We start from the raw sequence: 25179 nt of genomic DNA on the forward strand, positions 1-25179 counted from the left end.
GGAGCGGCACGGGTAGCCCCCGGCCATGACGCAGCCCTTCGAACTCCCGCACTTCTACATGCCGCACCCCGCGCGCCTCAATCCGCACGTGGACCAGGCCCGGGCCCACTCCACGGCCTGGGCGCGCGAGATGGGCATGCTGGAGGGGAGCGGGGTCTGGGAGCAGGCCGACCTCGACGCGCACGACTACGGCCTGCTCTGCGCCTACACGCACCCCGACTGCGACGGCCCCGCGCTGTCCCTGATCACCGACTGGTACGTGTGGGTGTTCTTCTTCGACGACCACTTCCTGGAGAAGTACAAGCGCACCCAGGACCGCGTCGGCGGCAAGGCCCACCTGGACCGGCTGCCGCTGTTCATGCCGCTGGAGCCGGGGACGCCCGTGCCCGAGCCGGAGAACCCGGTCGAGGCGGGCCTCGCCGACCTGTGGGCGCGGACCGTGCCGGCGATGTCCGCCGACTGGCGCCGCCGGTTCGCCGTCGCCACCGAGCACCTCCTCAACGAGTCCCTGTGGGAGCTGTCCAACATCAACGAGGGGCGGATCGCCAACCCCGTCGAGTACATCGAGATGCGCCGCAAGGTGGGCGGCGCCCCCTGGTCGGCCGGTCTCGTCGAGTACGCCACCGCCGAGGTGCCGGCCGCCGTCGCCGGGACCCGTCCGCTACGGGTGCTCATGGAGACGTTCTCCGACGCCGTGCACCTGCGCAACGACCTGTTCTCCTACCAGCGGGAGGTCGAGGACGAGGGAGAGCTCAGCAACGGCGTGCTCGTCCTGGAGACCTTCTTCGGCTGCACCACTCAGGAGGCCGCCGACCTCGTCAACGACGTCCTCACCTCGCGGCTGCACCAGTTCGAGCACACCGCGTTCACCGAGGTGCCCGCCGTCGCCCTGGAGAACGGGCTCACCCCGCCCGAGACCGCGGCCGTCGCCGCGTACGCGAAGGGATTGCAGGACTGGCAGTCCGGCGGCCACGAATGGCACATGCGCTCCAGCCGCTACATGAACGAGAACGCCCGGCCCGGCGCCCCCTGGCAGTCTGTCACCGGCCCCGGCGCGTCCGCCGCCGACGTCGGCGCGCTGCTCGCCCGCGCCGCCTCGGAGCGGCTGCGCCCCTACCGGCACGTGCCGTACCGGAAGGTCGGACCGTCGGTCGTCCCGGAGATCCGGATGCCCTTCCCGCTGTCCCTCAGCCCCGCCCTCGAGGGCTCCCGGCGGCATCTGCTGGAGTGGTCGCACCGCATGGGCATCCTCGGTGAGGGCGTCTGGGACGAGGACAAGCTCGCCAGTTGCGACCTGCCCCTGTGCGCGGCCGGCCTGGACCCTGACGCCACCCAGGAGCAGCTCGACCTCGCCTCCGGCTGGCTGGCCTTCGGCACCTACGGCGACGACTACTACCCGCTGGTCCACGGCCACCGCCGCGACCTGGCCGCCGCCCGGCTCACCACCGCCCGGCTGTCCGCCTGCATGCCGCTCGACGGCGAGGAGGTGCCCCTGCCGGCCAACGCGATGGAGCGGTCCCTGATCGACCTGTGGGCCCGCACCACGGCCGGGATGACGCCCGAGCAGCGCCGCCCGCTGCGGACGGCCGTCGACACGATGACCGAGTCGTGGGTGTGGGAGCTGTCCAACCAGATCCAGAACCGCGTCCCGGACCCCGTGGACTACCTGGAGATGCGCCGCGCCACCTTCGGCTCCGACCTCACGCTCGGCCTGTGCCGCGCCGGACACGGCCCCGCGGTCCCGCCGGAGGTGTACCGCACGGGTCCGGTGCGCTCCCTGGAGAACGCGGCGATCGACTTCGCCTGCCTGCTCAACGACGTGTTCTCGTACCAGAAGGAGATCGAGTTCGAGGGGGAGATGCACAACGCGGTCCTCGTCGTGCAGAACTTCTTCGGCATCGACTACGCGACCGCGCTGCCCGTGGTCGCGGACCTGATGAACCAGCGCATGCGGCAGTTCGAGCATGTCGTCGAGCACGAACTTCCCGTCGTCTACGACGACTTCCAGCTCTCCGAGGAGGCGCGGGCGGTCATGCGGGGCTATGTGACCGACCTGCAGAACTGGATGGCGGGCATCCTCAACTGGCACCGCAGCGTGGACCGGTACAAGGACGAGTACCTGTCCGGGCGGGTGCACGGTTTCCTGCCGCACCGGTCCCCGGCGCCCCCGGTCCTCGTCTGACGGCGGGCCGCCGTGGAACCCCCCGCGCTCCGCCCCCGGCCGATGCCCGGCGACCACGCCGGGCCCCGGCCGGACCCCGCTCCCGCCGTCCCCGAGGATCCGCCCGCCGGGCGCCCGCGAGGCCGGCGGGCGGCGGCGGGGCTGGCCCTGCTGCTGACCGGAGCCGCCCTGGGCGTCCTGGCCGCCGCGTGGGCCGGCCCCGCCCCGCCGTCCGGGCCGGCCCTCTCCGCCCGGCTCGGGGTGGAGGTGACCGACGCCGGCCGGCCGGGCGCCCTGGTGGTCGGCGTGCAGAACCCCGGCCCCGGACACACGGCCGGCCTCCGCGAGGGCGACCTGCTGCTCGCCGTCGGCGCCACCCGCGTCGACACGGCAGCGGACCTGGCCCACGAGGTCTTCCGCATCCCACCGGGCACCCCCGTCCGCCTGACCGTCCGGCATCCCACGGGCGGCTACCAGCAGCTGACGGCGGTTCCCGGGATCCTCACGTAGCGCTGCCGCGAGGCGCGGGGCCCGCGGCGGCGGCCTCCGGCGCGCGTGTCCCGCCCACGGGAACTGGGAGCCGTGCCGTCGCCTGCGGACGCCGGTGCACGCAGGACGGACGGGGAGAGTGGGCGTACGCGGTTCGTCCGCGTGCTGTCCGGTGCCACACGGCTTGCTGCGTGCCTGCCGGACGCGGCGACGTCCGTGGGCCAGGGCCTCCGTGCGCCCACCCCTTCGCGGACGGCGCCGCCGGTGCGCGGTGTGTCCGTCGGCGGCAATGTGTGGGACGGGCATGTCCGCTTGCCTCGCGTGCCGGGCGTCCGGTGAGCCGTCCGGTGCTCCGGGGTGGCACGGCGTGCCTGGCCGGGCGGTCCGGGAGGGCGCTCCGGCTTCCCGGGCGGCGGCGACAGCCCTGCCGCGGCGCATGGCGCGTCCGGCGGGCGCGGCGGGTGGTGACCGGCGTGGGGTCGGGGCGGAGCGCCCCGCGTGCACACCGGTGCGCCGCGGGGGTGCGCCCGTGAATGCGCGGCTATGCAGGCGCTCCGGGGCGTCCGGCCCCCGCGCCGTACCGGAAGCGGTACAGGCGATCCCGCCCCCGGGCGGGGCGACTGCGGGGGCAACCCCGGCAACCGGCTCGCGCCGTACCCGTTCGGCGGGCAGGATGCTGCCCGTAGCCCCGACGTCCGCCCCTGGGAGGCACCCGGATGACCGGCACCGCGCCCGTGCCCTTCACCGCCGACGACTACAAGGACCGTATGGACCGGGCGGCGCGGCAGGCCGCCGACGCCGGGCTCGCCGGGCTGCTCGTCGCGCCGGGCCCGGACCTGGTGTGGCTCACCGGGTACGCGCCGCCCGCCGTCACCGAGCGGCTCACCCTGCTGGTCCTGGCCGCCGGCCGGGAACCCGTCCTCGTCGTCCCCACCCTGGAGGCCCCGGACGCCGAGAAGGCCACCGGCGCGCCCGCCCTCGCCCTGCGCGACTGGACCGACGGCAAGGACCCCTACGCCCTCACCGCCGCCCTCCTCGGCGACCGGGGGCGGTTCGGCGTCAGCGACAACGCCTGGGCGCTGCACCTGCTGGGACTCCAGCAGGCGCTCCCCGGGACCTCGTACGTCTCCCTCACCGACGCGCTGCCGATGCTGCGCGCCGTGAAGGACGCCGCGGAGCTGGAGCGGCTCGCCGCGGCCGGCGCCGCCGCGGACGCCGCGTTCGAGGAGATCAGGAAAGTCCGCTTCTCCGGCCGTCCGGAGTCCGAGGTGGCCGCCGACCTCGCCGCGCTGCTGCGCCGCTTCGGCCATTCCCAGGTCGACTTCACCATCGTCGCCTCCGGCCCCAACGGCGCCAACCCGCACCACGAGGCCGGCGACCGCCGTATCGAGCGCGGCGACATGGTCGTCCTCGACTTCGGCGGCCTGAAGGACGGCTACGGTTCCGACACCTCCCGCACGGTGCACGTCGGTGAGCCCACCGAGGAGGAGCGCCGGGTGCACGACCTGGTGCGCGAGGCGCAGGAGGCCGGCTTCCGCGCGGTGCGGCCGGGCGCGGCCTGCCAGGACGTCGACCGGGCGGCCCGCGCGGTCATCGCCGACGCCGGGTACGGCGAGTACTTCGTCCACCGCACCGGGCACGGCATCGGCGTCACCACCCACGAGCCGCCGTACATGATCGAGGGCGAGGAGCGGCCGCTCGTCCCCGGCATGTGCTTCTCCGTCGAGCCGGGCGTCTACCTGCCGGGTCGGTTCGGGGTGCGGATCGAGGACATCGTGACCGTCACGGAGGACGGCGGACGGCGGCTGAACGACACGGAGCGGGGGATGGTGATAGTCGACTGAGCGGCACCGACCGGCCCCTCGGCCCCGTCCCCACCCTGCCTCTCCCGAACGGCTACGGCGCGACCATGACCCAGGCACCGACACCCACCGTTGACACCGTCCGCCGACTGGCCCGGTCCCTGCTCAAGGACAGCGGGCACGGCACGGGCGCGTCCGCCGCCGCCCTCGACGTGCGGCCCGCGGGCGACGGCGCCGACCCCACCACCTGGCTGGTCGGCACCCGGTACGTGCTGCACCTCGCCCCGGACCGCGCGACCGGCGTGCGGTGGCGCCGCGAGCAGCGGCTGCGCGAGGTGGTGCGCCCGCACGTGTCCGTGGCGCTGCCCGTCGGGGTGGCGCAGGGCGAGTGGGCGCCCGGCCTGCCGTGCACGCTGGAGACCCGGCTGCCCGGCGGCACGGCGGAGGAGAACACCGTGTCCGCCGTCGGCGAGACCGACCTGGCGGGCCTGCTCACCGGGCTGCACCAGGTGCCCGTACGGCAGGCCGAGGCGCTGGGCGTGCCCCGCGTGCCGCCGCGCTCGCTGGAGACCCTGCGGCGGGCGGCCGGGGAGGCCGTGGAACTGCTCGACAAGGCCGACGAGTTCGAGGCGGCGCGGCTGCGCCAGTTCACCCAGGCCGCGACGGTGCAGCTCGCCGCGCAGGCCGGCTCGGTGGTGCTGGTGCACCACGCCCTCACGGGCGGCAACCTGGTCGTCGGCGCGGACGGCCGGGTGAGGGGGGTGCTCGGCTGGGACACGGCGGTGGTCGGCGACCCGGCCGAGGACATCGCGGGTCTGGCCCGCGCCGTCGGCGCCCCCGCCGCCGTCCGCGCGGCCACGCTGGCGGGCTACGGCGCCCGCCCCTGTCTGCGCGGCCTGTGGCTGGCCCGCTGCGACTGCGTCATCCACCTCGCCGAGGCGCTCGTCCACAACGCCACGGCGTCCCTGCCGCTGCTCCGCACCCGCCTCCGCCGCGCCTGGGAGCCCATCATGCTGGAACGCGTCACCGACCTCCGGGACAGCGACGCGGCGCCGTGACCCGGCACACCGCGGGCGTCCCGGGGCGCGGAGCGGGCGGACCCGCCCCGCGCCCGCCTCACTCCTGAAGCAGCACCACCGCCGACTCCCCGGGCAGCCGCAGCAGACCGTCCGCGCCCGGCACGTCCACCGGCTCCCACGCCGCCAGGACGCGGGCCTCGCGGGAGCCCAGGGGGATGTCGGCCGGTTCGGCGCCCAGGTTCACGGCCACGCGGACGTCGCCGCGGCGGAAGGCCAGCCAGCGCCGGTCCTCGTCGTAGGCCACCTTGGTGTCGGCGAGGTCCGGGTCGGTGAGGTCGGGCTGCTCGCGGCGCACCGCGAGGAGCTGTCCGTACCAGGCCAGCATCCGGGCGTGCGGCTCCCGCTCCGGCTCGGACCAGTCCAGGCAGGAGCGGTCACGGGTGGCCGGGTCCTGCGGGTCGGGCACGTCCTGCTCCGCCCACCCGTGCGCGGCGAACTCCCGCCGCCGCCCCTGGCTGACCGCCTTCGCGAGCTCCGGGTCGGTGTGGTCGGTGAAGAACTGCCACGGCGTGCCCGCCGCCCACTCCTCGCCCATGAACAGCATCGGGGTGAACGGCGCGGTCAGTGTCAGCGCCGCCGCGCAGGCCAGCAGGCCGGGGGAGACCAGCGCGGACAGTCGGTCGCCCTGGGCCCGGTTGCCCACCTGGTCGTGCGTCTGGCTGTAGCCCAGCAGCCGGTGCGCGGCCACGCGGGTGCGGTCGAGCGGACGCCCGTGGTGCCGGCCGCGGAAGCTGGAGTAGGTGCCGTCGTGGAAGAAGCCCCCGGTGAGCGTCTTGGCCACGGCCGCCAGCGGGGCGCGTGCGAAGTCGGCGTAGTAGCCCTGCGACTCGCCCGTCAGGGCGGTGTGCAGGGCGTGGTGGAAGTCGTCGTTCCACTGGGCGTGGATGCCGAGGCCGCCCCGGTCGCGGGGGGTGATGACCCGCGGGTCGTTGAGGTCGGACTCGGCGATCAGGAACAGCGGCCGGCCGGTGTCGGCGGCCAGCTCGTCCACGGCCTGCGACAGCTCCTCCAGGAAGTGGCGCGCGCGGGTGTCCACCAGCGCGTGCACCGCGTCGAGACGCAGCCCGTCGATCCGGTGGTCGCGCAGCCACGCCAGCGCGCTGTCCACGAGGTACGCGCGCACCTCGTCCGAGCCGGGCGCGTCCAGGTTGACCGCCACGCCCCACGGCGTGTGGTGCGTGTCGGTGAAGTACGGGCCGAACTGCGGCAGGTAGTTGCCCGACGGGCCCAGGTGGTTGTGCACCACGTCCAGGACGACGCCGAGCCCCAGCCCGTGCGCCCGGTCGACGAACCGTTTCAGCCCCTCGGGCCCGCCGTACGGCTCGTGCACGGCCCACAGTGAGACGCCCTCGTACCCCCAGCCGTGCCGGCCGGGGAAGGGGCACACCGGCATCAACTCCACGTGGGTGACGCCCAGGTCGGCGAGGTGGCCGAGCCGTTCGGCGGCGGCGTCGAAGGTGCCCTCGGGGGTGTAGGTGCCGACGTGCATCTCGTACAGCACCGCGCCGGGCAGCGGGCGTCCGGTCCATTCGGCGCTCCACTCGAAGCGGTCGTGGTCGACGACGGCGCTGAGCCCGTCGGGGCCGTCGGGCTGGCGGCGCGACCTCGGGTCCGGCAGCACCGGACCGTCGTCCAGGGCGAAGCCGTACCGGGAGCCGTCGTGCGCCTCGGCCTCCCCCCGCCACCACCCCTCCCGCTCGGGATCGCGCTCCAACGCGCGCGTGACGCCGTCGCACCGGAGCGTCACTCGGCCGGCCTGTGGTGCCCACACCTCGAACTGCACGGACGGTTCCCCTTCGTCTGCTCACCGTGATGAAGCGCCTCCATCGTGCGGCATCGGAGATCAATACGCCGGGGGATCCGCCGTTTTGCGGCGGGTGTCGCCCGAGGTGCGCGTGCCGGGGCCGTGGGGGAGCGGGCGTACCCCCTCACAGACGGGGTCCTGTCCTCCGTTTACGGGGTTTCTGGACAGCTCGCCCCCGGCTGTCCGACAATCGACCGCGTGACGTCGTCCTTCGAGTTCTCCACGTACCCCGCGCGGCTCTCCGACGCGGAGCGCGACAAGGCGCTGAGTGTGCTGCGGGACGGCGTCGCCAAGGGCCGCCTCTCCCACGACACGTTCATCCGGCGCATGGAACTGGCGCTCGTGGCGCGGCGCGCCGACGAACTCACCGCGCTCACCGCCGACCTCCCGCGCGAGAACCGTTTCTCGCGCGTGGTGTTCGGCTCGGTGGAGGCGGTATCCGGGTTCACCGTGCGGCTGCGCCGTGCCTGGCGGGCCGAGAAGCTGCCGAAGCTGCTGCTGCCGCACCCCGCGCACGGACACCCGCTGCGGATAGGGCGCGACCCGGCCAGCGGACTGCGGCTCACCCACGAGACGGTCTCCCGCGTGCACGCCGAACTCACCCGTCAGGGCGGCCTGTGGGTGCTGCGCGACCTCGGCTCCACCAACGGCACGACGGTGAACGGCCGTCGGGTGGTCGGCGCGGCCGTGGTCCGCGAGGGGGACCAGGTGGGTTTCGGCCGGATCGTCTACCGTCTCTCCGTCAACTGACGGGCGTATACACCTTGTTGGTGGGTAACGGTGTTGACGCCGCCCCGAGCGCGTGACTGACTGTAGGGGTACCTCGCACTCCCCGTACTTCCTGCTCGAAGACCTCCGCGCTTCCCGCACGGCCTGTACTTCCGGTGGACGACGGCGTCGCTTCGTGGAGGTGTGACCTGACGCCCCTCCTGAGCTATCCGACCGTCGACGAACTCGGCGCGCGGGCCGCCTCCCTCGCCGCCCGCCATCCCCGCGACGCGCGTCTGCGCCGCGTCGGCGTCTCCCGCGCGGGCACCCCCCTGTGGCTGCTCGGTGTCGGCCACGGAAGCCGCCAGGCCCTCGTCGTCGCGGGACCCCACGCCAACGAACCGGTGGGCGGCGCCACCGTGCTGCGGCTGGCGGAGCACGCCCTCGCCGACCGCCGCTTCACCGACGGCGCCGACGTCACCTGGAACCTGCTGCTCTGCCTCGACCCCGACGGCCTGCGCCACAACGAGCGCTGGCTGACCGGCCCTTACACCCTCGGCCGCCACTTCCGTCACTTCTACCGCCCCGGCTTCCTGGAACAGCCCGAGTGGCTGCCGGACGGCGCCGCGTCCGCCGCGCTGCCGGAGACCCGCGCGCTGCTCGCCCTCCAGGACGAGCTGCGCCCCTTCCTCCAGTGCTCTCTGCACGGCGTGGACGTCGGCGGCGGCTTCGTCGAGCTCACCCACGAGCTGCCGGGCCTCGACCGCCGGGTCGCCGCCGTCGCCGCCCGCCTCGGCGTGCCGCGCGAACTCGGCGCGTACGACGCGCTGTACTGGCCCGGTCTCGGCCCCGCCGTCTACCTCATACCGCCACCGCGGCGCCGGGACCTGGCCGCCGCCATCACCGAGGCGGCCGTGGAGTCGACGTGGTACCACCCCTACGGGTACGGCACGGTCACCGCGGTCGTGGAGGCGCCGATGTGGGGCGTCGCCGCCGTCGGGAACGGCGCCCCGCACCCCGACCCGGACGCGGAGCTGCGGTCCGTCAGCCGCACCCTGCGCCGGGACACCGGGCTGCTCGGTGAGCTGGCGGCGCGGATCCGCCCGTACGTCGCGGGCGTGCCCGACGCGGACCGGCTGCTCGCCCCGGTCGAGGACTACCTCCTGGTCTGCCCGGGCCTCGCGGACGCCTGGGACCCCGACTGCGGGAACGATTCTGCGCGTCCGTTGCCGCCCATGACGACCGCCCGCCTGGCCGCGCTGCGCCTCGCGGGAAGGCGCCTCGCCCTGCGCACCGCCGGTCTGCTGCACCAGCTCGTCACCCGCGCCGGACGCGACCCGGCCGACGCGCTGCCCGAGCTGAACCGGCTGATGGACGCGCGTTGCGCGGATCTCCGGGACACGCTCGGCGCCCGCTGGATCCCCGTGGACCGCCAGGCGGAGTACCAGGCCCGGGTGGTCCGCGCCGTGTGCGCCCTGGCCGTACGGAGGACACCCGGAGCCTCCCGTTCGGGTGAGCCGGGCTGGGGCCCCGGGCCCGCCGTGCCGATGCACCGGGAATGACGCACACCTCAGTGAAGACGGTAGGGGCGGGGCTGTCCGCCGCCGCCCTCCTCGTGCTCGCCGGCGCGACGCCCGCCGCCCACGCGGACACCTCGCCGGAACCCGGGAACTGGCTGATGCTCAGCGTGAGTCACGGGGAGGCCCCGGCTGCCGGGGCGGAGGGCGGCACGCTGCTGCGGTGCGACCCGCCCGGCGGTGGCCACCCGCACGCGGAGGAGGCCTGCGCGCAGCTGTCGGCCGCGGACGGCCGCATCACCACCCTCCCCGCGGAGAACACCCTCTGCCCGATGATCCACGCCCCGGTGACGGCCCACGCGGAGGGCGTGTGGCGCGACCGCCCGGTCACCTGGTCGGAGACCTTCCCGAACACCTGCGCCCTGCGTGCCCACACGGGGGCGCTGTTCGCGCTCGACGGGACGTGAGACGCAGGGTGCCGTCCGACAGGCGCGGGAGGACACACCGGCCGGCGTGCCGCTTTCCTCGGTGAGGGGGAGCTGACCCTGACGGTGAGTCAGGCCACCCAGGGCGCCGCCCGACGCCGGGGCCATGGGGCGTCGGACAGCCGACGGCCCGCCCTGCTGCCCGGCTCGCGCCGGCTCACCCTGGGTGCTTCGGCGCGCCTTGCCGGGGTGGCCGGCGGGGTTGACGGCGCCTGCACGGGGCACGGAGCCCGGGCGTGACAGCCGAGTGGCCGGGCCCGTAGGGCGGCGCCCCGCACTGGCGTGCTTCCCGGTTCGCGCTGGGTGCTCCGGCTCGCCTTGCCGGCGGGGTTGATGGCGTCTGCATGGGGCACGGTGCCCGGCCGTGACAGCCGGGTGGCCGGGTTCGTAGGGCGGCGCCTCGCACTGGCGTGCTTCCCGGTTCGCGCTGGGTGCTCCGGCTCGCCTTGCCGGGATGGCCGGGGCGGGGTTGACGGCGCCTGCACAGGGCCAGCCCGGCCGTGACGACCGGGTCGCCGGGCCCGTAGGGCGGCGCCCCGCACCCGAGGGCGCGGGACGACTGCCCCGCGTCCCGCCCGGCCGGGGCGGCGTGCCGCCCCGGCCCCCTCACATCAGCCCCGCCCGCGCCTGCCGCGCCGCCGCCACCACCGTGCGGGACTGGTGTTCCACCTGGTGGCGGACCGGGACCCAGCGGGCGCGGAAGCGGGTGGCGAAGGCGTCGCTCCAGTGGGCGACCAGGTGGTCCAGGCGGGCCGCCGCCTGGGCGTCGGTGTCGCGCAGCGCGCGCCGCAGCATCGCCGCCGCCCGCAGCGGCACGCGGCGCGCGAAGGCGTCCACGCTGCCGACGTAGGCGCGGGTGCCGTCCGCGGGAGGGGTGCGGACCAGGTCGGCGGCCAGTCCCGGCACCAGCTCGAGCACCCAGGCGGCCGCCCGCAGCAGCGGACCGTCGGCCTCGGTGGCCGGCGGCCCTGGCCGTACGTCCTCCAGCACGTGCCGCACCGCGTCCGCGTCCCGCAACAGCCGTTCCGCGAGCGCGTGCATCGCGGTGTCCGGCGCCGGGTGCGGGGCCGGGTCGTCGACCAGGTCGCTCGCCCACATCGGTACCTCGACCACCGCCGTCAGACCGCCGTACCGGTGCGCGTGGTACCAGGTGCTGTGCCGGGCGTCGTCGCTCAGGCTCGGATAGGCCGGGGCCGCCTCCGGCGCGGGCATCACGTGCACGCCGGGACCCGACGCGGGCCAGCCCGCCGCGTCCGAGGCGCCCGTCTCGACGGGGATGTGCAGCTCGGCCGCCGACTTGGCGAACGGCTCCGCGAGCCCGGGCACGTCCCGCGTCAACTGCACCCAGCTGCCGCCCAGTTCCGTGCCGTGCAGGGACACCTGGAGGAACGGCCGCAGCTCGTCGATCACCCCGGTCAGCGCCCGCGTCTCCGGGGGCAGCCGGTCGGCGGGCAGCACCGAGGGCGCCCACTCCGGCTGCTCGGAGCCTGCCGGGCGGAAGAAGCCCAGGTGGTAGTCGTACAGGCTGCGCGGCGCGGGCGTGACGTGCAGGCTCGCCCCGTCGGGGTCCGCGCACAGCAGGAAGTGCCAGGAGACGCCGTCGCGCAGCTCCCGCTCGAGCAGGGTCCGCCGGGCCAGCGCCAGCAGCGTCCCGTTGCCCGCGGGCTCGTTGGCGTGGGCGCCGGCCACGACCAGGACGGCGTGCCGGGCGCGTCCCACGGACAGCAGGTGCAGCGGCCGTCCCCCGCGGGACGCCCCCACCTGCCGCAGCACACACAGACCCGGCCACTGGATCGCCAGCGCCCGGGCGGAGAAGACCAGTTCGGCCACCGTCGGATAGCGCGACTCCCGCAGCGGACCCACCCCCCGTCACCGCCCGCACTCGCACTGCGCAGTACCCCACGGCCGCGAGACGGTGTCAAGGGCGGTGCGGGGGAGCCGCCAGGGGGCGCTCAGAGGCACGCCGCGGCCCTCTTCCCGCACGTCGGCCGTCCCGAGCCCACCACGCGTCCCGCGGGCTCCGCACCGGCCGTGCGGCGACCGCGCACCGTCCTGCACAGCGCCCCGCGGTCGGAGTCACCGTCACCCGGGCACCCGCTCCAGCAGCGCCACCGGCGACGCGGCGAACAGCTCCGCCACCCGCACGTCCCCCTCGAACTCCCGCCCCGACGCACGGACATCGGCCCACCGCCCCGGGGGCAGCGGCAGCCGGGTGTCGCCCCAGCCGCCGGCCTCCGCGAGACGCAGCGAGAGGCGGGTCACCGCCGTGACCACCGTGCCGGAGCGGGCGAACGCCAGGCAGTGGTCCGCCGCCGGACCCTCGGCCGTCAGCGGCTCGTACGACGCCGTCGTGCCGAAGACGTCCGGCCGCCGCGCCCGCAGCGCCAGCGCCGCCCGGGTCACGGCCTCCTTCTCCCCGCCGTCACCGCTGTCCCCGCCGTCCTCGCCGAACTGCGGGGGCCGCCGGTTGTCCGGGTCGACCAGCGCCCGGTACTCGCGCTCCGTGCCCTGGTAGAGGTCGGGCACGCCCGGCATCGTCAGGTGCACAAGGGCCGCGCCCAGCACGTTCGCCCGGATGTGCGGCTCCAGCGCCTCCCGCAGCTCCGCGACCTTCCGCCCCGGCACCCCGCACGGACCCGCCGTCACGAACCGTGCCACCGCCTCCTCGTACGGCGGTTCCTGCTCCGTCCAGCTGGTGAACAGGCCCGCCTCGCGCACATGCTTCAGCAGCGCCGACCGCACCCGCTCCTCCTCGGCCGGGCCGAGCCCGAACACCGTCTGCCAGGCCGCCCACGCCGTCTGTCCGTCGGGCACCGCCTCCCCGGCGCGGGACGCCTCGGCGACGACGTCCGCCCAGCGCTCCGGGCACTCGGTGAGCACGTGCAGCGCCGCCCGCACGTCCGCGCTGCGCTTGGCGTCGTGCGTGGACAGCACCGTCCCGGTGGCCGGCCAGTCGCGTTGCACGCGCGCGCAGTACGCGTGGAAGCGCACCGGGTCCACCGCCGGGTCGCCCGGCTCGCCGCCCACCTCCGTCGCCGACAGCAGCGGCACGTAGCGGTAGAACGCCGTGTCCTCCACGGACTTGGCCCGCAGCGCCGACGCCGTCTGCGCGAACCGCGTACGGAACTCGACGTAGGCGGGCCCGTCCCCGTACCGCCCGAGCAGCAGGCCCCGTACGACGTCGACCGCGCCCGCCTCCTCCGGGACGGCGAACGCGCGCCGTGCCTCGGCCGCGGCCTCCTCGGTCACCACCGTGGCCGCGTCCTCGGGGGAGTAGGGCCGGTACACCTCCAGCCGCACCAGCAGCTCCGTCAGCGCGGTGCGCAGCGCCCAGGGCGCACGGTCCCGCAGCGCGGTCTCGGGGGCGGTCGCGCACAGCCGGCTCGCCACCCGGGTCAGCCGGTCCAGCTCGGTGGCCAGCTCGTGCCTGAGCACCTTGTACGCGGCTCGCCGCACCGTGGCCTCCCAGTCGCCGCCCCGGTCCGTCTGCGGGGCCGCGTGGGCCCGGTAGCGGTCCACCAGCGCCCCGAATCCGCCAGGGTCCTGGAACAGCCCGTCGACGTGGCGCAGGGCGTCGTAGCCGGTGGTGCCGGCGACGGGCCAGGAGGGGGGCAGCACCTCACCGTCGGCGAGGATCTTCTCCACCACGGTCCAGCGCCCGTCCGTCGCCTCGTGCAGCCGCCGCAGATAGGTCCCGGGGTTGGCGAGCCCGTCCGGGTGGTCCACGCGCAGTCCGTCGACCACGCCCTCGCGCAGCAGCTCCAGGATCTTGGCGTGCGTCGCCTCGAACACCTCGGGGTCCTCCACCCGCACCCCGATCAGCTCGGAGATGCTGAAGAACCGCCGGTAGTTCAGCTCGGTGCGGGCCAGCCGCCACCACACGGGCCGGTACCACTGCGCGTCCAGCAGCTGCGGCAGCGGCAGGGACGCCGTGCCCTCGCGCAGCGGGAAGGCGTGGTCGTAGTAGCGCAGCACGTCCCCGTCGACCTTCAGCCGGCCTGCCTCCTCGCCGAGCGGCCCGCCGAGCACCGGCAGCAGCACCTGCCCGCCCTGCGCCTCCCAGTCGATGTCGAACCAGCGGGCCCGGCGGGAGGACGGGCCGTCGCGCAGCACCTCCCACAAGGCCGGGTTGTGGCGCGGGGACATCGCCATGTGGTTCGGGACGATGTCCACCACCAGCCCGAGCCCGTGCCGCCGCGCTGTGCCGGACAGCTCGCGCAGCCCCTCCTCGCCGCCCAGCTCCTCCCGTACGCGCGTGGGGTCCACGACGTCGTAGCCGTGCTGAGAGCCGGGCACCGCCTCCAGCACGGGCGACAGATGCAGATGGGACACGCCGAGCGAGGCCAGATACGGCACGGCCTCGGCCGCCGCCGCGAACGGGAAGCCGGGCTGGAGCTGCAGCCGGTAGGTCGCCGTGGGCACCGTCGGGTCAGGACGCTCAGGGGTGGTCATGGGACGTACGTACCCGCGAAGTCGCCACTCGTGCGCTCGCTGCTCCGTTCGGGGGCGAGCGGGAGGCTTTCCCGCCCCCGCCGCCCCTTCCCGTCCCGAAACCGGGGCTCCGCCCCTGACCCCGCCCCTCGAACGCCGGAGGGGCTGACTCTCAGGCCCGCGCGCCTCCTACGCCGGCCGTTGCAACACGGTAAGGCTCCGGTCCGCCAGCGTCAGCCGTGTCCCCGCCGACACCTTCGGGCCCGTGCCCGGGGGCACGCCGTCCTCGCGGGCGGTGTCCACCACCACCTGCCACTGCGCGCCGTGGTCCACGGGCACCACGAAGTCCAGCGGTCTGGGCGAGGCGTTGAACATCAGCAGGAACGAGTCGTCGGTGATCCGCTCCCCGCGCTGCCCGGGCTCGGAGATGGCGTTGCCGTTGAGGAACACGGTCAGCGCCGACGCCCGCGCCGACTCCCAGTCCCGCTGGGTCATCTCCGCGCCCTCGGGCGTGAACCAGGCGATGTCGGAGAGGTCGTCGTGGGTGCCCTCCACGGGACGGCCGTGGAAGAAGCGGCGGCGCCGGAAGACGGGGTGGTCCTTGCGCAGCCACACCATCGCGCGCGTGAACTCCAGCAGCTGCCGCCGGAGGTCGCCCTCTTCGGCCCCGTCCTCCTCGTCCGGCCAGTCGAGCCAGGCCAGTTCGTTGTCCTGGCAGTAGGCGTTGTTGTTGCCGCGCTGGGTGCGCGCCAGCTCGTCGCCGTGGCTGATCATCGGCACGCCCTGGGAGAGCATCAGCGTGGCGATGAAGTTCCGGATCTGCCGGGCCCGCAGCGTCAGCACGTCCGGGTCGTCGGTGTCGCCCTCGGCCCCGCAGTTCCAGGACCGGTTGTGGCTCTCGCCGTCCCGGTTGTCCTCCCCGTTGGCCTCGTTGTGCTTCTCGTTGTACGACACCAGGTCGTGCAGGGTGAAGCCGTCGTGGCAGGTGACGAAGTTGATCGAGGCGAGCGGGCGCCGTCCGTCGTCCTGGTAGAGGTCGGAGGAGCCGGTCAGCCGGGAGGCGAACTCGGCGAGCGTGCGCGGCTCGCCGCGCCACAGGTCCCGCACGGTGTCCCGGTACTTGCCGTTCCACTCGGTCCACAGCGGAGGGAAGTTGCCCACCTGGTAGCCGCCCTCGCCGACGTCCCAGGGCTCCGCGATCAGCTTCACCTGGGAGACCACCGGGTCCTGCTGCACCAGGTCGAAGAACGACGACAGCCGGTCCACCTCGTGGAACTGCCGGGCCAGGGTGGCCGCGAGGTCGAAGCGGAACCCGTCGACATGCATCTCGGTGACCCAGTACCGCAGCGAGTCCATGATCATCTGGAGTACGTGCGGGGACCGCATCAGCAGCGAGTTCCCGGTGCCCGTGGTGTCCATGTAGTACCGGGGGTCCTCGGCCAGGCGGTAGTACGAGGGGTTGTCGAGGCCCTTCAAGGACAGCGTGGGGCCCAGGTGGTTGCCCTCGGCGGTGTGGTTGTACACCACGTCGAGGATCACCTCGATCCCGGCCTCGTGCAGCGCCTTCACCGCCGACTTGAACTCCAGCACCTGCTGGCCCCGGTCGCCCCAGGACGCGTAGGCGTTGTGGGGGGCGAAGAAGCCGATGGTGTTGTAGCCCCAGTAGTTGTTCAGCCCCATGTCGACCAGCCGGTGGTCGTTCACGAACTGGTGCACCGGCATCAGCTCCAGCGCGGTGACGCCCAGTTCGGTCAGGTGTTCGATGATCGCCGGGTGCGCCAGACCCGCGTACGTGCCGCGCAGCTCCTCGGGCAGTCCCGGGTGGCGCATGGTGAGGCCCTTGACGTGGGCCTCGTAGATCACCGTGTGGTGGTACTCCGTCCGGGGGCGCCGGTCGTCCCCCCAGTCGAAGTACGGGTTGACCACGACCGACGTCATCGTGTGCGGCGCCGAGTCCAGGTCGTTGCGCCGTTCCGGGTCGTCGAAGTGGTAGCCGTAGACCTCCTCGCCCCACTGGATCGAGCCGCTGATCGCACGCGCGTACGGATCGAGCAGCAGTTTCGCGGAGTTGCAGCGCAGCCCCCGCTCGGGGGCGTACGGCCCGTGCACACGGAAGCCGTACCGCTGCCCGGGCATCACCCCGGGCAGGTACGCGTGCCGCACGAACGCGTCGCTCTCCCGCAGTTCGACCGCGGTCTCGGAGCCGTCGTCGTGCAGCAGACACAGCTCTACTCTGTCCGCGGCCTCCGTGAAGACCGCGAAATTCGTTCCGGCGCCGTCGTACGTGGCACCGAGCGGATACGCCTCGCCAGGCCAGACCTGCATGGACACGACTCTTTCAGGTGTACGGCGCCGGTGGGGACGCCTTGGCTCCGAGTGTCCCCGTGTCTCCCCGAACGGGCGGGATCAAGGGCGGGTCCACCTCATACCCATGCCCCGGCCTCCGCCGACCGCACCTCCCGGGATTTCCGCTATGAACCTGCTCACTCGCCGGACCACGGAGCGCGGAACGGTCGCTTGGTCGGGGGAAGTTGGGAAACGACCCTGTCCATCGGGCTGCATCCCGCACCGCATGCGGAGTACTCTCCTTGATCGTTGGACGGGGAGTGCTCGGGGGACTGGAAGGCGGTGCGCGGGTGGGCTCGGGAGGGCTGGAACTGCCCCCTGGTGACGAGGGTCACGAGGGGAGCGGCTCCACGGACGTCCCGCCCGGTGCGGTGTCCCTGGCGCGGCCGATGGACGCGGGTGCGATCGGACCGGAGCTGGACTGGGGCGCGGACGCGTGGCGCGAGGTGCGCACGCGCGCGCAGCGGGCCGGCCGGGCCTACATCTGGCTGAACCTGGTCGAGCAGCGGCTGCGCGCGGTCGTCGCCGCCGTGCTGCGGCCGATCTACGAACCCGTGCACGGCGACGACTGGGTGGTCGCCGCCGCCGGGCCCGCCGGACAGGAGTGGGTGCAGCGCGCGGTCGCCGTGCGCGAGGTCAGCCGCCGCAAGGGCTATCTCCTCGATCCGGCGGACGACAACGTGCTGTCGTTCCTCACCCTGCCGCAGCTGCGCGAGCTGATGGTGCAGCACTGGCCGTGCTTCGAACCGTACTTCGACGACCGCCGGGACGTAGAGCTGGCCCTGGACGAGCTGGAGGTCACCCGCAACGTGGTCTCCCGCAACCGGGCGCTGTCCGAGGCGGTGCTGAACCAGGCGGAGCGGGCCTCCGCGCGACTCCTTGAGATGCTCGGCGCGGGCGGCGACGTGCCCTCGGCGCGCCGGCTTCCGGTGGACGCGGTCGAGGACCTGGTCGGCGACCGGTACGCGGACGTGGTCGCGGTGCACCCGGACCGGGTGCGGCTGCTGCGGCAGTTCCCCGCCGAGGACATGTTCGGCGGGGCCCGGCGGCTCGACGCCATCGGCATCGGCCTGAACCTGCTCGTGCAGAACTTCTCGGGCCGCCGGCTGGTGCGGCTCGCCGAGTCCGGCTGCCGGGTGCGGCTGCTGTTCCTCAACCCGGCCTCCAGCGCGGTCAAGCGGCGCGAGCGCGAACTGGGCATCAAGCGGGGCGAGCTGGGCCGGTCGGTGGAGATGAACATCCTCCACATGCGCCGCGTACGGTCCCGGCTGCGCGACCCGGGCGCCTTCGAGATCCAGGTCTACGACGAGACGCCGCGCTGCACGGCCTACCTGGTGGACGGCGACGGCTCCGACGGCATCGCCGTGGTGCAGAACCACCTGCGCCGCACCCGCGGCATGGAGGCGCCGGTGCTGGTCCTGCGCAACGGGACGAAGGTGGTCAAGCCGGGCGAGATCGAGGAAGGCGGCCTGTTCCCCACCTACCGCGAGGAGTTCGAGCAGATGTGGGCGGATGCGCGGCCGGTGTCCTGAACCTCCGGATCCGTGGGTTTTCCGGGGGCTGCCCGGTCCGCCCCGGAAACGGAATGCGATCCTCTGATTGTCAGTGGCGCGTGCGAGGGTGAAGCCACTGGGGGAACGCACCGCACAGAAGGGGGGCAGCCCATGGGCTGGCACCGGGAGCTGCTGATCGGCTTCGACCTGGAGACGACGGGGACGGATCCGCGCGAGGCGCGGATCGTCACGGGAGCCGTGATCGAGCTCCGCGCGGGGGAGACGCTGGGGCGCCGCGAGTGGCTGGCCGACCCGGGCGTGCCGATCCCCGCCGACGCGGTCGCGGTCCACGGCATCAGCAACGAGCGCGCGGCCGCCGAGGGCCGCCCCGCCGACCAGGTGGCCGACGCCGTCGCCGGGGTCCTGGCGGCCTACTGGAAGACCGGCGTCCCGGTCGTCGCCTACAACGCCTCGTTCGACCTGAGCCTGCTCTCCGCCGAGCTGCGGCGGTACGGACTGCCGTCGCTGCGTGACCGTCTGGGCGGCGCCGACCCGGGCCCGGTGATCGACCCGTACACCATCGACCGCGCCGTCGACCGCTACCGCCGAGGCAAGCGCACGCTGGAGGCTGTCTGCGCGGAGTACGGCGTCCGCCTCGACGCGGCGCACGACGCGACGGCCGACGCCCTCGCCGCCGCCCGTCTGGCCTGCGCGATAGCCGACCGCCACCCGAAGGTCGCGGCCCTCGGCCCGGCGGAGCTGCACCGCCGTCAGATCGAGTGGTACGCGGCCTGGGCGGCGGACTTCCAGGACTTCCTGCGCCGCAAGGGCGATCCGGCCGCCCTCGTCGACGGCACATGGCCGCTGCGCGAACCGGCGGAGGAGCCGGTCTGACCCGGGCTCACCCGGGGCCGTCCGTCCGGTTCAGGCCGGCTGTGAGGCGCGGTGCGCCTTCGGTCGATCCGAGCGCGGGGCGGTGCGGTGCGGCCGTAGGGCGGAGGAGGGCGACGGGCAGTGGGGGAGCGCGTGCCGGGCCCCGCTGCGCCGGGACGAGCCGTGCGAAAGCCGCCCCCGGCCCCGCGGGATCCGCTCAGAACGGGTACCAGCGCACCGTCTCGTCCCCGTTCCTCAGGGACGCCACCCGGCGGCGGAACTCGGCCAGCGCCCTGGGGTTGCCCGGGGCGTGCTGGGCGACCCAGGCGCAGCTGGCGGTCTCCCGCGCCCCGCGCAGCACCGAGCACCCCTCCCACTCGCGCACGTCCCAGCCGTAGGTCTCGGTGAAGGAGGCGTAGGCCTCGTCCGGCAGGCCGTAGCGGTCGTGGGAGAGGGCCATCACCACCAGGTCGTGCTCGCGCAGGTCGGAGGAGAAGGTCTCCAGGTCGATCAGCACCGGACCGTCCGGTCCGACGTGCACGTTGCGCGGCAGCGCGTCGCCGTGGACCGGCCCGCGCGGCAGCCGGGGCGTCAGCGCGGCCGCGGCCGCCGCGAACCCGTCGCGCCGCTCCCGCAGATACGCCGCGTCCGCCGGGTCGACCGCGTCGCCCGCGAGCCGCAGCCAGCGCTCGACACCGTCCAGCAGCGCGCGGGGCGGCAGGGCGAAGGGCGGCGGGGGCAGCGCGTGCACCTGACGCAGCAGCACGGCCAGGTCCCTCGGCTCGGTCGGCCGCACCGGGTCGGGCAGCCGGTGCCACACGGTCATCGGATGCCCCTCGACCAGCAGTGCCTCGGACACGGCGGGACGCACGGCGGGCACGCCCTGCTCGGCCAGCCATCCGGCGACGGCCAGTTCGCGGCGGGCCCGCTCCAGCAGCTCCGCGTCCCGGCCCACCTTCACCGCCAGGTCCCCGGCGGCGAACACCGCGTTCTCGCCGAGCGCCAGCAGCCGCGCGTCCCCGGCGTCCCCGGGCAGCACCCCCGCGGTCTGAAGAACCTCCCGCGCCCGCGCCTCGTCCATCGCTTCCGCCTCCGTGTCCGTCCCGGGCCCCGCCGGGCGCCTCCGTCCGGCCGTTCGCCGGTCAGTCTCGCATTCGCACAGGTCGGGCGGTGTGCGCGGGCCCTTGACGCGCGTTGTCGCGTTCACGACCATGACGGGGCCCACCCCCACCCGCGAAGGGGCTGATGCCGTGACGTCGGTGACCGAGGCGAGGCGGTCCGAGCCCCGAGCGCCCGACCCGAGCCGCCCCGGGCGGCATGCCGTCGGTCACGGCCCGTGGTTCCTGGTCCTGCCCGCGCTGATCCCGATCCTGGTGCTCAGCGTCGGCCCGCTCCTGTACGGGATCCTGCTGGCCTTCACCGACGCCCAGTCCGGCCGTACCGCGCCGACCAGCTGGATCGGCACGCTGAACTTCCAGGACCTGCTCCAGGACACCCTGTTCTGGGAGTCGTTCCGGATCGGGCTGGTGTGGGCGGTCGGCGTGACGGTCCCGCAGTTCCTGCTGGCGCTCGGCCTCGCCCTGCTGCTCAACCAGGATCTGCGGCTGCGCTGGGCGGCCCGCGCCCTGGCGATCGTGCCCTGGGCGATGCCCGAGGTGGTCGTCGGCATCATGTGGCGCCTCACCTACAACCCGGACGCCGGCATCCTCAACGAGACGCTGCGCGACCTCGGGTTCGGCGGCGACCGTGACTGGCTGAGCGGACTCGCCACCGCCCTGCCCGCGGTGATCGTCGTCGGCGTGTGGGCGGGCATGCCGCAGACCACGGTGGCGCTGCTCGCCGGGCTCCAGAGCACCCCGCGCGAGCTGCACGAGGCCGCGGCCGTGGACGGCGCCGGGGCCTGGCGCCGCTTCCGCACGGTCACCTGGCCCGCGCTGCGGCCCGTCGCCCTCGCCATCACGGCGCTCAACCTCATCTGGAACTTCAACTCCTTCGCCCTGGTCTACGTGCTCACCAGCGGCGGCCCCGGCGGACGCACCCGCCTACCGATGCTGTTCGCCTACGAAGAGGCCTTCCGGTACGGGCAGTTCGGCTACGCGGCCGCCATGGGCTGTGTGATGGTCGCCGTGATCTCGGTGCTGCTCGCCGTGTTCCTCGTGGGCCGGCTGAGGGGAGGCGACGAGCGTTGAGGACCCGTCCCGCCGCCCGCGCGGGCCAGTACGCGGCCCTGCTCGCGTACCTGGTCTTCCTGGCCTTCCCGTTCGTCTGGCTGGCGTCCACCGCGTTCAAGCCGGCCGCCGAGCTGGCCGGGCTGCACCCCACCTGGATCCCGCAGAACCCCACCCTGGCCAACTTCCGTCAGGCCTTCGACGAGCAGCCGCTGCTCCGCGCCGCCCTCAACTCCCTGCTCACCGCGTCCGCCGCCGCTCTCGTCGCGGTCGCCGTGGCCACCCCCATGGCGTACGTCATGGCCCGCCACCGCGGCGCCCTGGCGCGGGCGGCGACCGGTTGGGTGGTCGTCAGCCAGGCGTTCCCGTTCGTGCTGCTGATCATCCCGCTGTTCCTGGTGCTGAAGAACCTGCGGCTGATCGACTCGCTGCCCGGCCTGGTGCTGGTCCACGTCGTCTGGTCGCTGCCCTTCGCCCTGTGGATGCTCACCGGTTACGTCCGCGCCGTGCCGGCCGAGCTGGAGGAGGCGGCGGCCGTGGACGGCGCCGGGCGGCTGCGCACCCTGGTGTCGGTGACCGTGCCGCTGCTCGCGCCGGGCATCGCCGCGACCGCGCTGTTCGCGTTCGTCACCGCGTGGAACGAGTTCTTCTTCGCCCTCGTCCTGCTGAAGACGCCGGAACGGCAGACGCTGCCGGTGCTCCTCACCCGCTTCATCGGCGCGGAAGGGGTCGCCGACCTCGGCCCGCTGGCCGCCGCCGCGTTCCTCGCCACGCTTCCGTCCCTGCTGGTGTTCGCGCTCATCCAGCGCCGCATCACCGGCTCCCTCCTCACCGGGGCGGTGAAGGGCTGATGAACCGCATGACACGCGTCAGGACGCTCGTCGGGGCGATCGCCCTCGCTCTGCTCCTCGCGGGCTGCTCCTCCGGACCCGCCCGCGACGACGGCCGGGTCACCCTGCGCTTCCAGTCCCTGGCCTGGCAGCAGGAGTCGGTGGCGGCCACCAGGGAACTCGTCGACGAGTGGAACGCCCTCCACCCCGACATCCGCGTGGAGTACGTCCAGGGCAGCTGGGACAGCGTCCACGACCAGCTCCTCACCTCCTTCGAGGGCGGCGAGGCCCCCGACATCGTCCACGACGCCTCCGACGACCTCGCCGACTTCGCGTACGGCGGCCACCTCGCCGACCTCACGGACCTGCTGCCCGAGCGGCTCACCTCCGATATCCCGGCGCTCTCCTGGCAGTCCGTCACCTTCGGCGACGGCGTCTACGGTGTGCCCTTCCTCCAGGAGCCGCGTGTCCTCATCGCCGACGCCGCCCGCCTGAGGGAGTCCGGTGTCCGCGTCCCCACCCCCGAACACCCCTGGAGCTGGGCCGAGTTCCGCCAGGTGACGAAGGAGCTGTCCGGCGACGGCCGGTACGGCGTGGCCTGGCCGCTCAAGGAGCCGGTGTCCGCGACGCTCAACCTGTCACTCTCCGCGGGCGGCCGGCTCTTCCACCGCGGCGCCGACGGGAAGGTCACCGTGCGGTTCGAGGAAGGCGACGAGGTCGTCCCCCGCACCGTCCACGAGCAGGTGAACACCGACCGCAGCGCCTCGCCCATCACCCTCGGCAGCGGCGGCTCCGACACCCTGCCGGGCCTGTTCGCCGGCAAGTACGCGATGGTGCCGCTCGGCTTCTCGTACCGCCAGCAGATCGTCCAGCAGGCGCCGGAGGGCTTCGAGTGGCAGGTGCTGCCCGCACCCGCCGGGGCCGGCGGACTCGCCCAGGGCGTCAGCCCGCAGACGCTGTCCGTCGCCGAGGACTGCCCGCACAAGAAGGAGGCCGTCGCCTTCCTGGACTTCCTGCTCCAGCCGCGGAACATGGTGCGCCTCGCGCTCGGCGACTGGATGCTGCCCACCGGCCGCCAGGCCCTCGCCGACCCGGCCCTGCGCACCCCCGAACACGGCTGGGCCGTCGGAGCGGCCCTCGCGTCCCACCTCCGCCCGGCCCCCGCGCAGTCGGTGCGGGGCTACCCGGAGTGGAAGGACAAGGTCGCCACCCCGGCGCTCCAGGAGTACTACAGCGGGGCGATCGGCCTCGGTGAGCTGCGGAAGCGACTGGAGGAGGACGGCAACCTGGTGCTGGCCCGGTACCAGCGGTGAGCGGGGCGCGCCGCCTTATCCAGTTGTACGAGACGTATCGTCTCGCTTAAGGTCGGCGCATGACCGCTCCCGCGCACATCGCCATGTTCTCCATCGCCGCCCACGGGCACGTGAACCCCAGCATCGAGGTGATCCGGGAGCTGGTGGCACGCGGGCACCGGGTGACGTACGCGATCCCGCCCCTGTTCGCCGACAAGGTCGCCGCGACCGGCGCCGAGCCCAGGCTGTGGAACTCGATCCTGCCCGGCCCCGACGACGACCCCGAGGCCTGGGGCACCACCCTCCTCGACAACGTCGAGCCGTTCCTCGCGGACGCCGTGCAGGCGCTCCCTCAGCTCATCGAGGCGTACGAGGGCGACACCCCCGACCTCGTGCTGCACGACATCACCTCTTACCCGGCCCGCGTGCTCGCCCACCGCTGGGGCGTGCGGGCGATCTCCCTCTCGCCGAACCTCGTCGCCTGGGAGGGCTACGAGAAGGAGGTCGCCGAGCCGATGTGGGAGGAGCCGAACAGGACAGCACGCGGCAAGGCGTACCAGGCCCGCTTCCGGGCGTGGCTGGAGGAGAACGGGATCACCATGAGCCCGGAGGACTTCGGGGGCCGCCCGGACCGCTCCGTCGTGCTGATCCCGAAGGCGCTCCAGCCGAACGCCGACCGGGTCGACGAGCGCGTGTACTCCTTCGTGGGCGCCTGCCAGGGCGACCGCGGCGGCGAGGGCGACTGGCAGCGGCCGGCCGGGGCGGAGAAGGTCGTCCTGGTGTCGCTCGGCTCGTCCTTCACCAAGCAGCCGGCCTTCTACCGGGCGTGCGTCGAGGCGTTCGCCGGCCTGCCCGGCTGGCACCTGGTGCTGCAGATCGGCAAGCACGTCGATCCGGCCGAGCTCGGCGACGTACCGTCGAACGTCGAGGTGCGGTCCTGGGTGCCGCAGCTCGCGATCCTCAAGCAGGCCGACCTGTTCGTCACCCACGCGGGTGCGGGTGGCAGCCAGGAAGGGCTGGCCACGGCCACCCCGATGATCGCGGTGCCGCAGGCCGTCGACCAGTTCGGCAACGCGGACATGCTCCAGTCGCTCGGCGTGGCCCGCCACCTGCCCACCCAGGAGGCGACCCCCGAGGCACTGCGCACCGCGGCCCTCGCCCTCGTCGACGACCCGGAGGTCGCCCGCCGACTGGAGAACGTCCAGGCGGAGATGGCGAAGGAGGGCGGCACGCGGAGGGCGGCCGACCTGATCGAGGCGGAACTCCCGGACCGCGCCTGAGCCATGTGCTCACCGACACGGCCCTGACGGCCTGACGGCGCGATGGCCTAACGGCCTGAGGCCTGACGGGGCGAGGCCTGAGGCCTGAGCCCTGACGGCTTGACGGCCGCCTGACGACTCGCCGCTCGCGGCTGCCCGGCCCGGGCGAGACGGCCCGCGCACGACGGCCCGGGCGAGACGGCCCGCGCACGACGGCCCGGGCGAGACGGCCCGCGCACGACGGCCCGGGCGCGACGGCCCGGGCGCGACGGCCCGGGCGCGACGGCCCGGGCGAGACGGCCCGGGCGCGACGGCCCGGCGCGACGGCCCGGCGCGACGGCCCGGATCCGACGGCGTATGGCTGCCGGGGCGGTCCCTGCGGCTCGCGACGCCTGTCGTGGGCCCGGCGGCACGGGCCCGACCGCGTGGGGCCGATCGCTCG

General features: G+C 74.4%; 18 protein-coding genes. 13 read left to right on the top strand and 5 right to left on the bottom strand.

Annotated features, from left to right (window positions below):
- The first annotated feature begins 25 nt into the window (after positions 1-25).
- From cyc2 to MTR79_RS09665, 4 genes are all read left to right on the top strand, one after another.
- Positions 26-2182 (top strand): germacradienol/geosmin synthase Cyc2, encoded by a 2157-nt coding sequence (cyc2, locus tag MTR79_RS09650; protein ID WP_244789753.1) that lies wholly within the window; start codon positions 26-28, stop codon positions 2180-2182.
- Between the two features lie 12 nt (positions 2183-2194).
- Positions 2195-2671, top strand: a complete 477-nt coding sequence (locus tag MTR79_RS09655; protein WP_244789754.1) for a PDZ domain-containing protein — start codon at positions 2195-2197, stop codon at positions 2669-2671.
- A 695-nt stretch (positions 2672-3366) separates the two neighbouring features.
- Positions 3367-4494: an aminopeptidase P family protein gene (locus tag MTR79_RS09660; RefSeq protein ID WP_189363429.1), complete on the top strand. Its 1128-nt coding sequence runs from the start codon at positions 3367-3369 to the stop codon at positions 4492-4494.
- Between the two features lie 65 nt (positions 4495-4559).
- The gene (locus MTR79_RS09665; RefSeq protein WP_086700552.1) at positions 4560-5510 is read left to right on the top strand and encodes an aminoglycoside phosphotransferase family protein; all 951 of its coding nucleotides are present in this window, start codon (positions 4560-4562) and stop codon (positions 5508-5510) included.
- Between the two features lie 58 nt (positions 5511-5568).
- Here MTR79_RS09665 and treZ read toward each other — a convergent pair whose 3' ends face one another.
- Positions 5569-7314 (bottom strand): malto-oligosyltrehalose trehalohydrolase, encoded by a 1746-nt coding sequence (treZ, locus tag MTR79_RS09670; protein WP_086700554.1) that lies wholly within the window; start codon positions 7312-7314, stop codon positions 5569-5571.
- Positions 7315-7533: 219 nt separating this feature from the next.
- Between treZ and MTR79_RS09675 the strand changes: the two genes are divergently transcribed.
- From MTR79_RS09675 to MTR79_RS09685, 3 genes are all read left to right on the top strand, one after another.
- Positions 7534-8085, top strand: coding sequence for a DUF1707 and FHA domain-containing protein (locus tag MTR79_RS09675; protein WP_086700555.1), 552 nt, complete (start codon positions 7534-7536; stop codon positions 8083-8085).
- A gap of 134 nt (positions 8086-8219) precedes the next feature.
- Positions 8220-9605 carry a M14 family zinc carboxypeptidase gene (locus MTR79_RS09680; protein ID WP_244789755.1) on the top strand — a complete coding sequence of 462 codons (1386 nt, stop codon included), beginning with the start codon at positions 8220-8222 and terminating at the stop codon, positions 9603-9605.
- The gene (locus tag MTR79_RS09685; protein ID WP_244789756.1) at positions 9602-10027 is read left to right on the top strand and encodes an SSI family serine proteinase inhibitor; all 426 of its coding nucleotides are present in this window, start codon (positions 9602-9604) and stop codon (positions 10025-10027) included. The genes MTR79_RS09680 and MTR79_RS09685 overlap by 4 nt, the downstream gene beginning before the upstream one ends.
- Positions 10028-10651: 624 nt before the next feature.
- Here MTR79_RS09685 and MTR79_RS09690 read toward each other — a convergent pair.
- From MTR79_RS09690 to glgX, 3 genes are all read right to left on the bottom strand, one after another.
- Entirely contained in the window at positions 10652-11908 is a 1257-nt protein-coding gene (locus MTR79_RS09690; protein WP_244789757.1) for a M14 family zinc carboxypeptidase, read from the bottom strand.
- Between the two features lie 219 nt (positions 11909-12127).
- A complete protein-coding gene (gene treY, locus MTR79_RS09695) occupies positions 12128-14497 on the bottom strand; it encodes a malto-oligosyltrehalose synthase (RefSeq protein ID WP_244789758.1) in 2370 nt (789 codons plus the stop codon).
- Between the two features lie 168 nt (positions 14498-14665).
- A complete protein-coding gene (gene glgX, locus MTR79_RS09700; protein WP_189363433.1) occupies positions 14666-16801 on the bottom strand; it encodes a glycogen debranching protein GlgX in 2136 nt (711 codons plus the stop codon).
- Between the two features lie 311 nt (positions 16802-17112).
- Here glgX and MTR79_RS09705 point away from each other — a divergent pair, with 311 nt between their 5' ends.
- Both MTR79_RS09705 and MTR79_RS09710 read left to right on the top strand, forming a co-directional pair.
- Positions 17113-18354, top strand: coding sequence for an SAV2148 family HEPN domain-containing protein (locus tag MTR79_RS09705; RefSeq protein ID WP_048455532.1), 1242 nt, complete (start codon positions 17113-17115; stop codon positions 18352-18354).
- 132 nt (positions 18355-18486) lie between these two features.
- Positions 18487-19209, top strand: a complete 723-nt coding sequence (locus MTR79_RS09710; protein WP_048455531.1) for a 3'-5' exonuclease — start codon at positions 18487-18489, stop codon at positions 19207-19209.
- A gap of 196 nt (positions 19210-19405) precedes the next feature.
- Here the strand turns inward: MTR79_RS09710 and MTR79_RS09715 are convergent, their stop codons facing one another.
- Positions 19406-20269, bottom strand: coding sequence for an aminoglycoside phosphotransferase family protein (locus MTR79_RS09715; RefSeq protein ID WP_086702040.1), 864 nt, complete (start codon positions 20267-20269; stop codon positions 19406-19408).
- Between the two features lie 169 nt (positions 20270-20438).
- On the opposite strand from MTR79_RS09715, the gene MTR79_RS09720 reads away from it, so the two are divergent.
- Genes MTR79_RS09720 through mgt form a run of 4 tightly spaced genes read left to right on the top strand, consistent with a single transcriptional unit; the run spans position 20439 to position 24758 of the window.
- Positions 20439-21377, top strand: coding sequence for a sugar ABC transporter permease (locus MTR79_RS09720; RefSeq protein ID WP_086702042.1), 939 nt, complete (start codon positions 20439-20441; stop codon positions 21375-21377).
- Complete coding sequence (locus MTR79_RS09725; RefSeq protein ID WP_086702043.1) at positions 21374-22207, top strand: carbohydrate ABC transporter permease; 834 nt, start codon at positions 21374-21376, stop codon at positions 22205-22207. Before MTR79_RS09720 ends, MTR79_RS09725 begins: the two co-directional genes overlap by 4 nt.
- Before the next feature lie 8 nt (positions 22208-22215).
- Positions 22216-23499, top strand: coding sequence for a sugar ABC transporter substrate-binding protein (locus MTR79_RS09730; protein WP_086702049.1), 1284 nt, complete (start codon positions 22216-22218; stop codon positions 23497-23499).
- A gap of 59 nt (positions 23500-23558) precedes the next feature.
- Positions 23559-24758 carry a macrolide-inactivating glycosyltransferase gene (gene mgt, locus MTR79_RS09735; protein ID WP_086702045.1) on the top strand — a complete coding sequence of 400 codons (1200 nt, stop codon included), beginning with the start codon at positions 23559-23561 and terminating at the stop codon, positions 24756-24758.
- Positions 24759-25179: the final 421 nt, after the last annotated feature.

The sequence above is a fragment of the Streptomyces sp. BJ20 genome (genome assembly GCF_022869105.1).
GTDB lineage: Bacteria > Actinomycetota > Actinomycetes > Streptomycetales > Streptomycetaceae > Streptomyces > Streptomyces griseoincarnatus.

Bases quoted from the DNA above. Each gene is read 5' to 3' on its own strand.
- cyc2 (WP_244789753.1), top strand. From the start codon at position 26: ATGACGCAGCCCTTCGAACTCCCGCACTTCTACATGCCGCACCCCGCG.
- MTR79_RS09660 (WP_189363429.1), top strand. From the start codon at position 3,367: ATGACCGGCACCGCGCCCGTGCCCTTCACCGCCGACGACTACAAGGAC.
- MTR79_RS09665 (WP_086700552.1), top strand. From the start codon at position 4,560: ATGACCCAGGCACCGACACCCACCGTTGACACCGTCCGCCGACTGGCC.
- MTR79_RS09685 (WP_244789756.1), top strand. From the start codon at position 9,602: ATGACGCACACCTCAGTGAAGACGGTAGGGGCGGGGCTGTCCGCCGCC.
- treY (WP_244789758.1), bottom strand. From the start codon at position 14,497: ATGACCACCCCTGAGCGTCCTGACCCGACGGTGCCCACGGCGACCTAC.
- glgX (WP_189363433.1), bottom strand. From the start codon at position 16,801: ATGCAGGTCTGGCCTGGCGAGGCGTATCCGCTCGGTGCCACGTACGAC.
- MTR79_RS09710 (WP_048455531.1), top strand. From the start codon at position 18,487: ATGGGCTGGCACCGGGAGCTGCTGATCGGCTTCGACCTGGAGACGACG.
- MTR79_RS09715 (WP_086702040.1), bottom strand. From the start codon at position 20,269: ATGGACGAGGCGCGGGCGCGGGAGGTTCTTCAGACCGCGGGGGTGCTG.
- MTR79_RS09730 (WP_086702049.1), top strand. From the start codon at position 22,216: ATGACACGCGTCAGGACGCTCGTCGGGGCGATCGCCCTCGCTCTGCTC.
- mgt (WP_086702045.1), top strand. From the start codon at position 23,559: ATGACCGCTCCCGCGCACATCGCCATGTTCTCCATCGCCGCCCACGGG.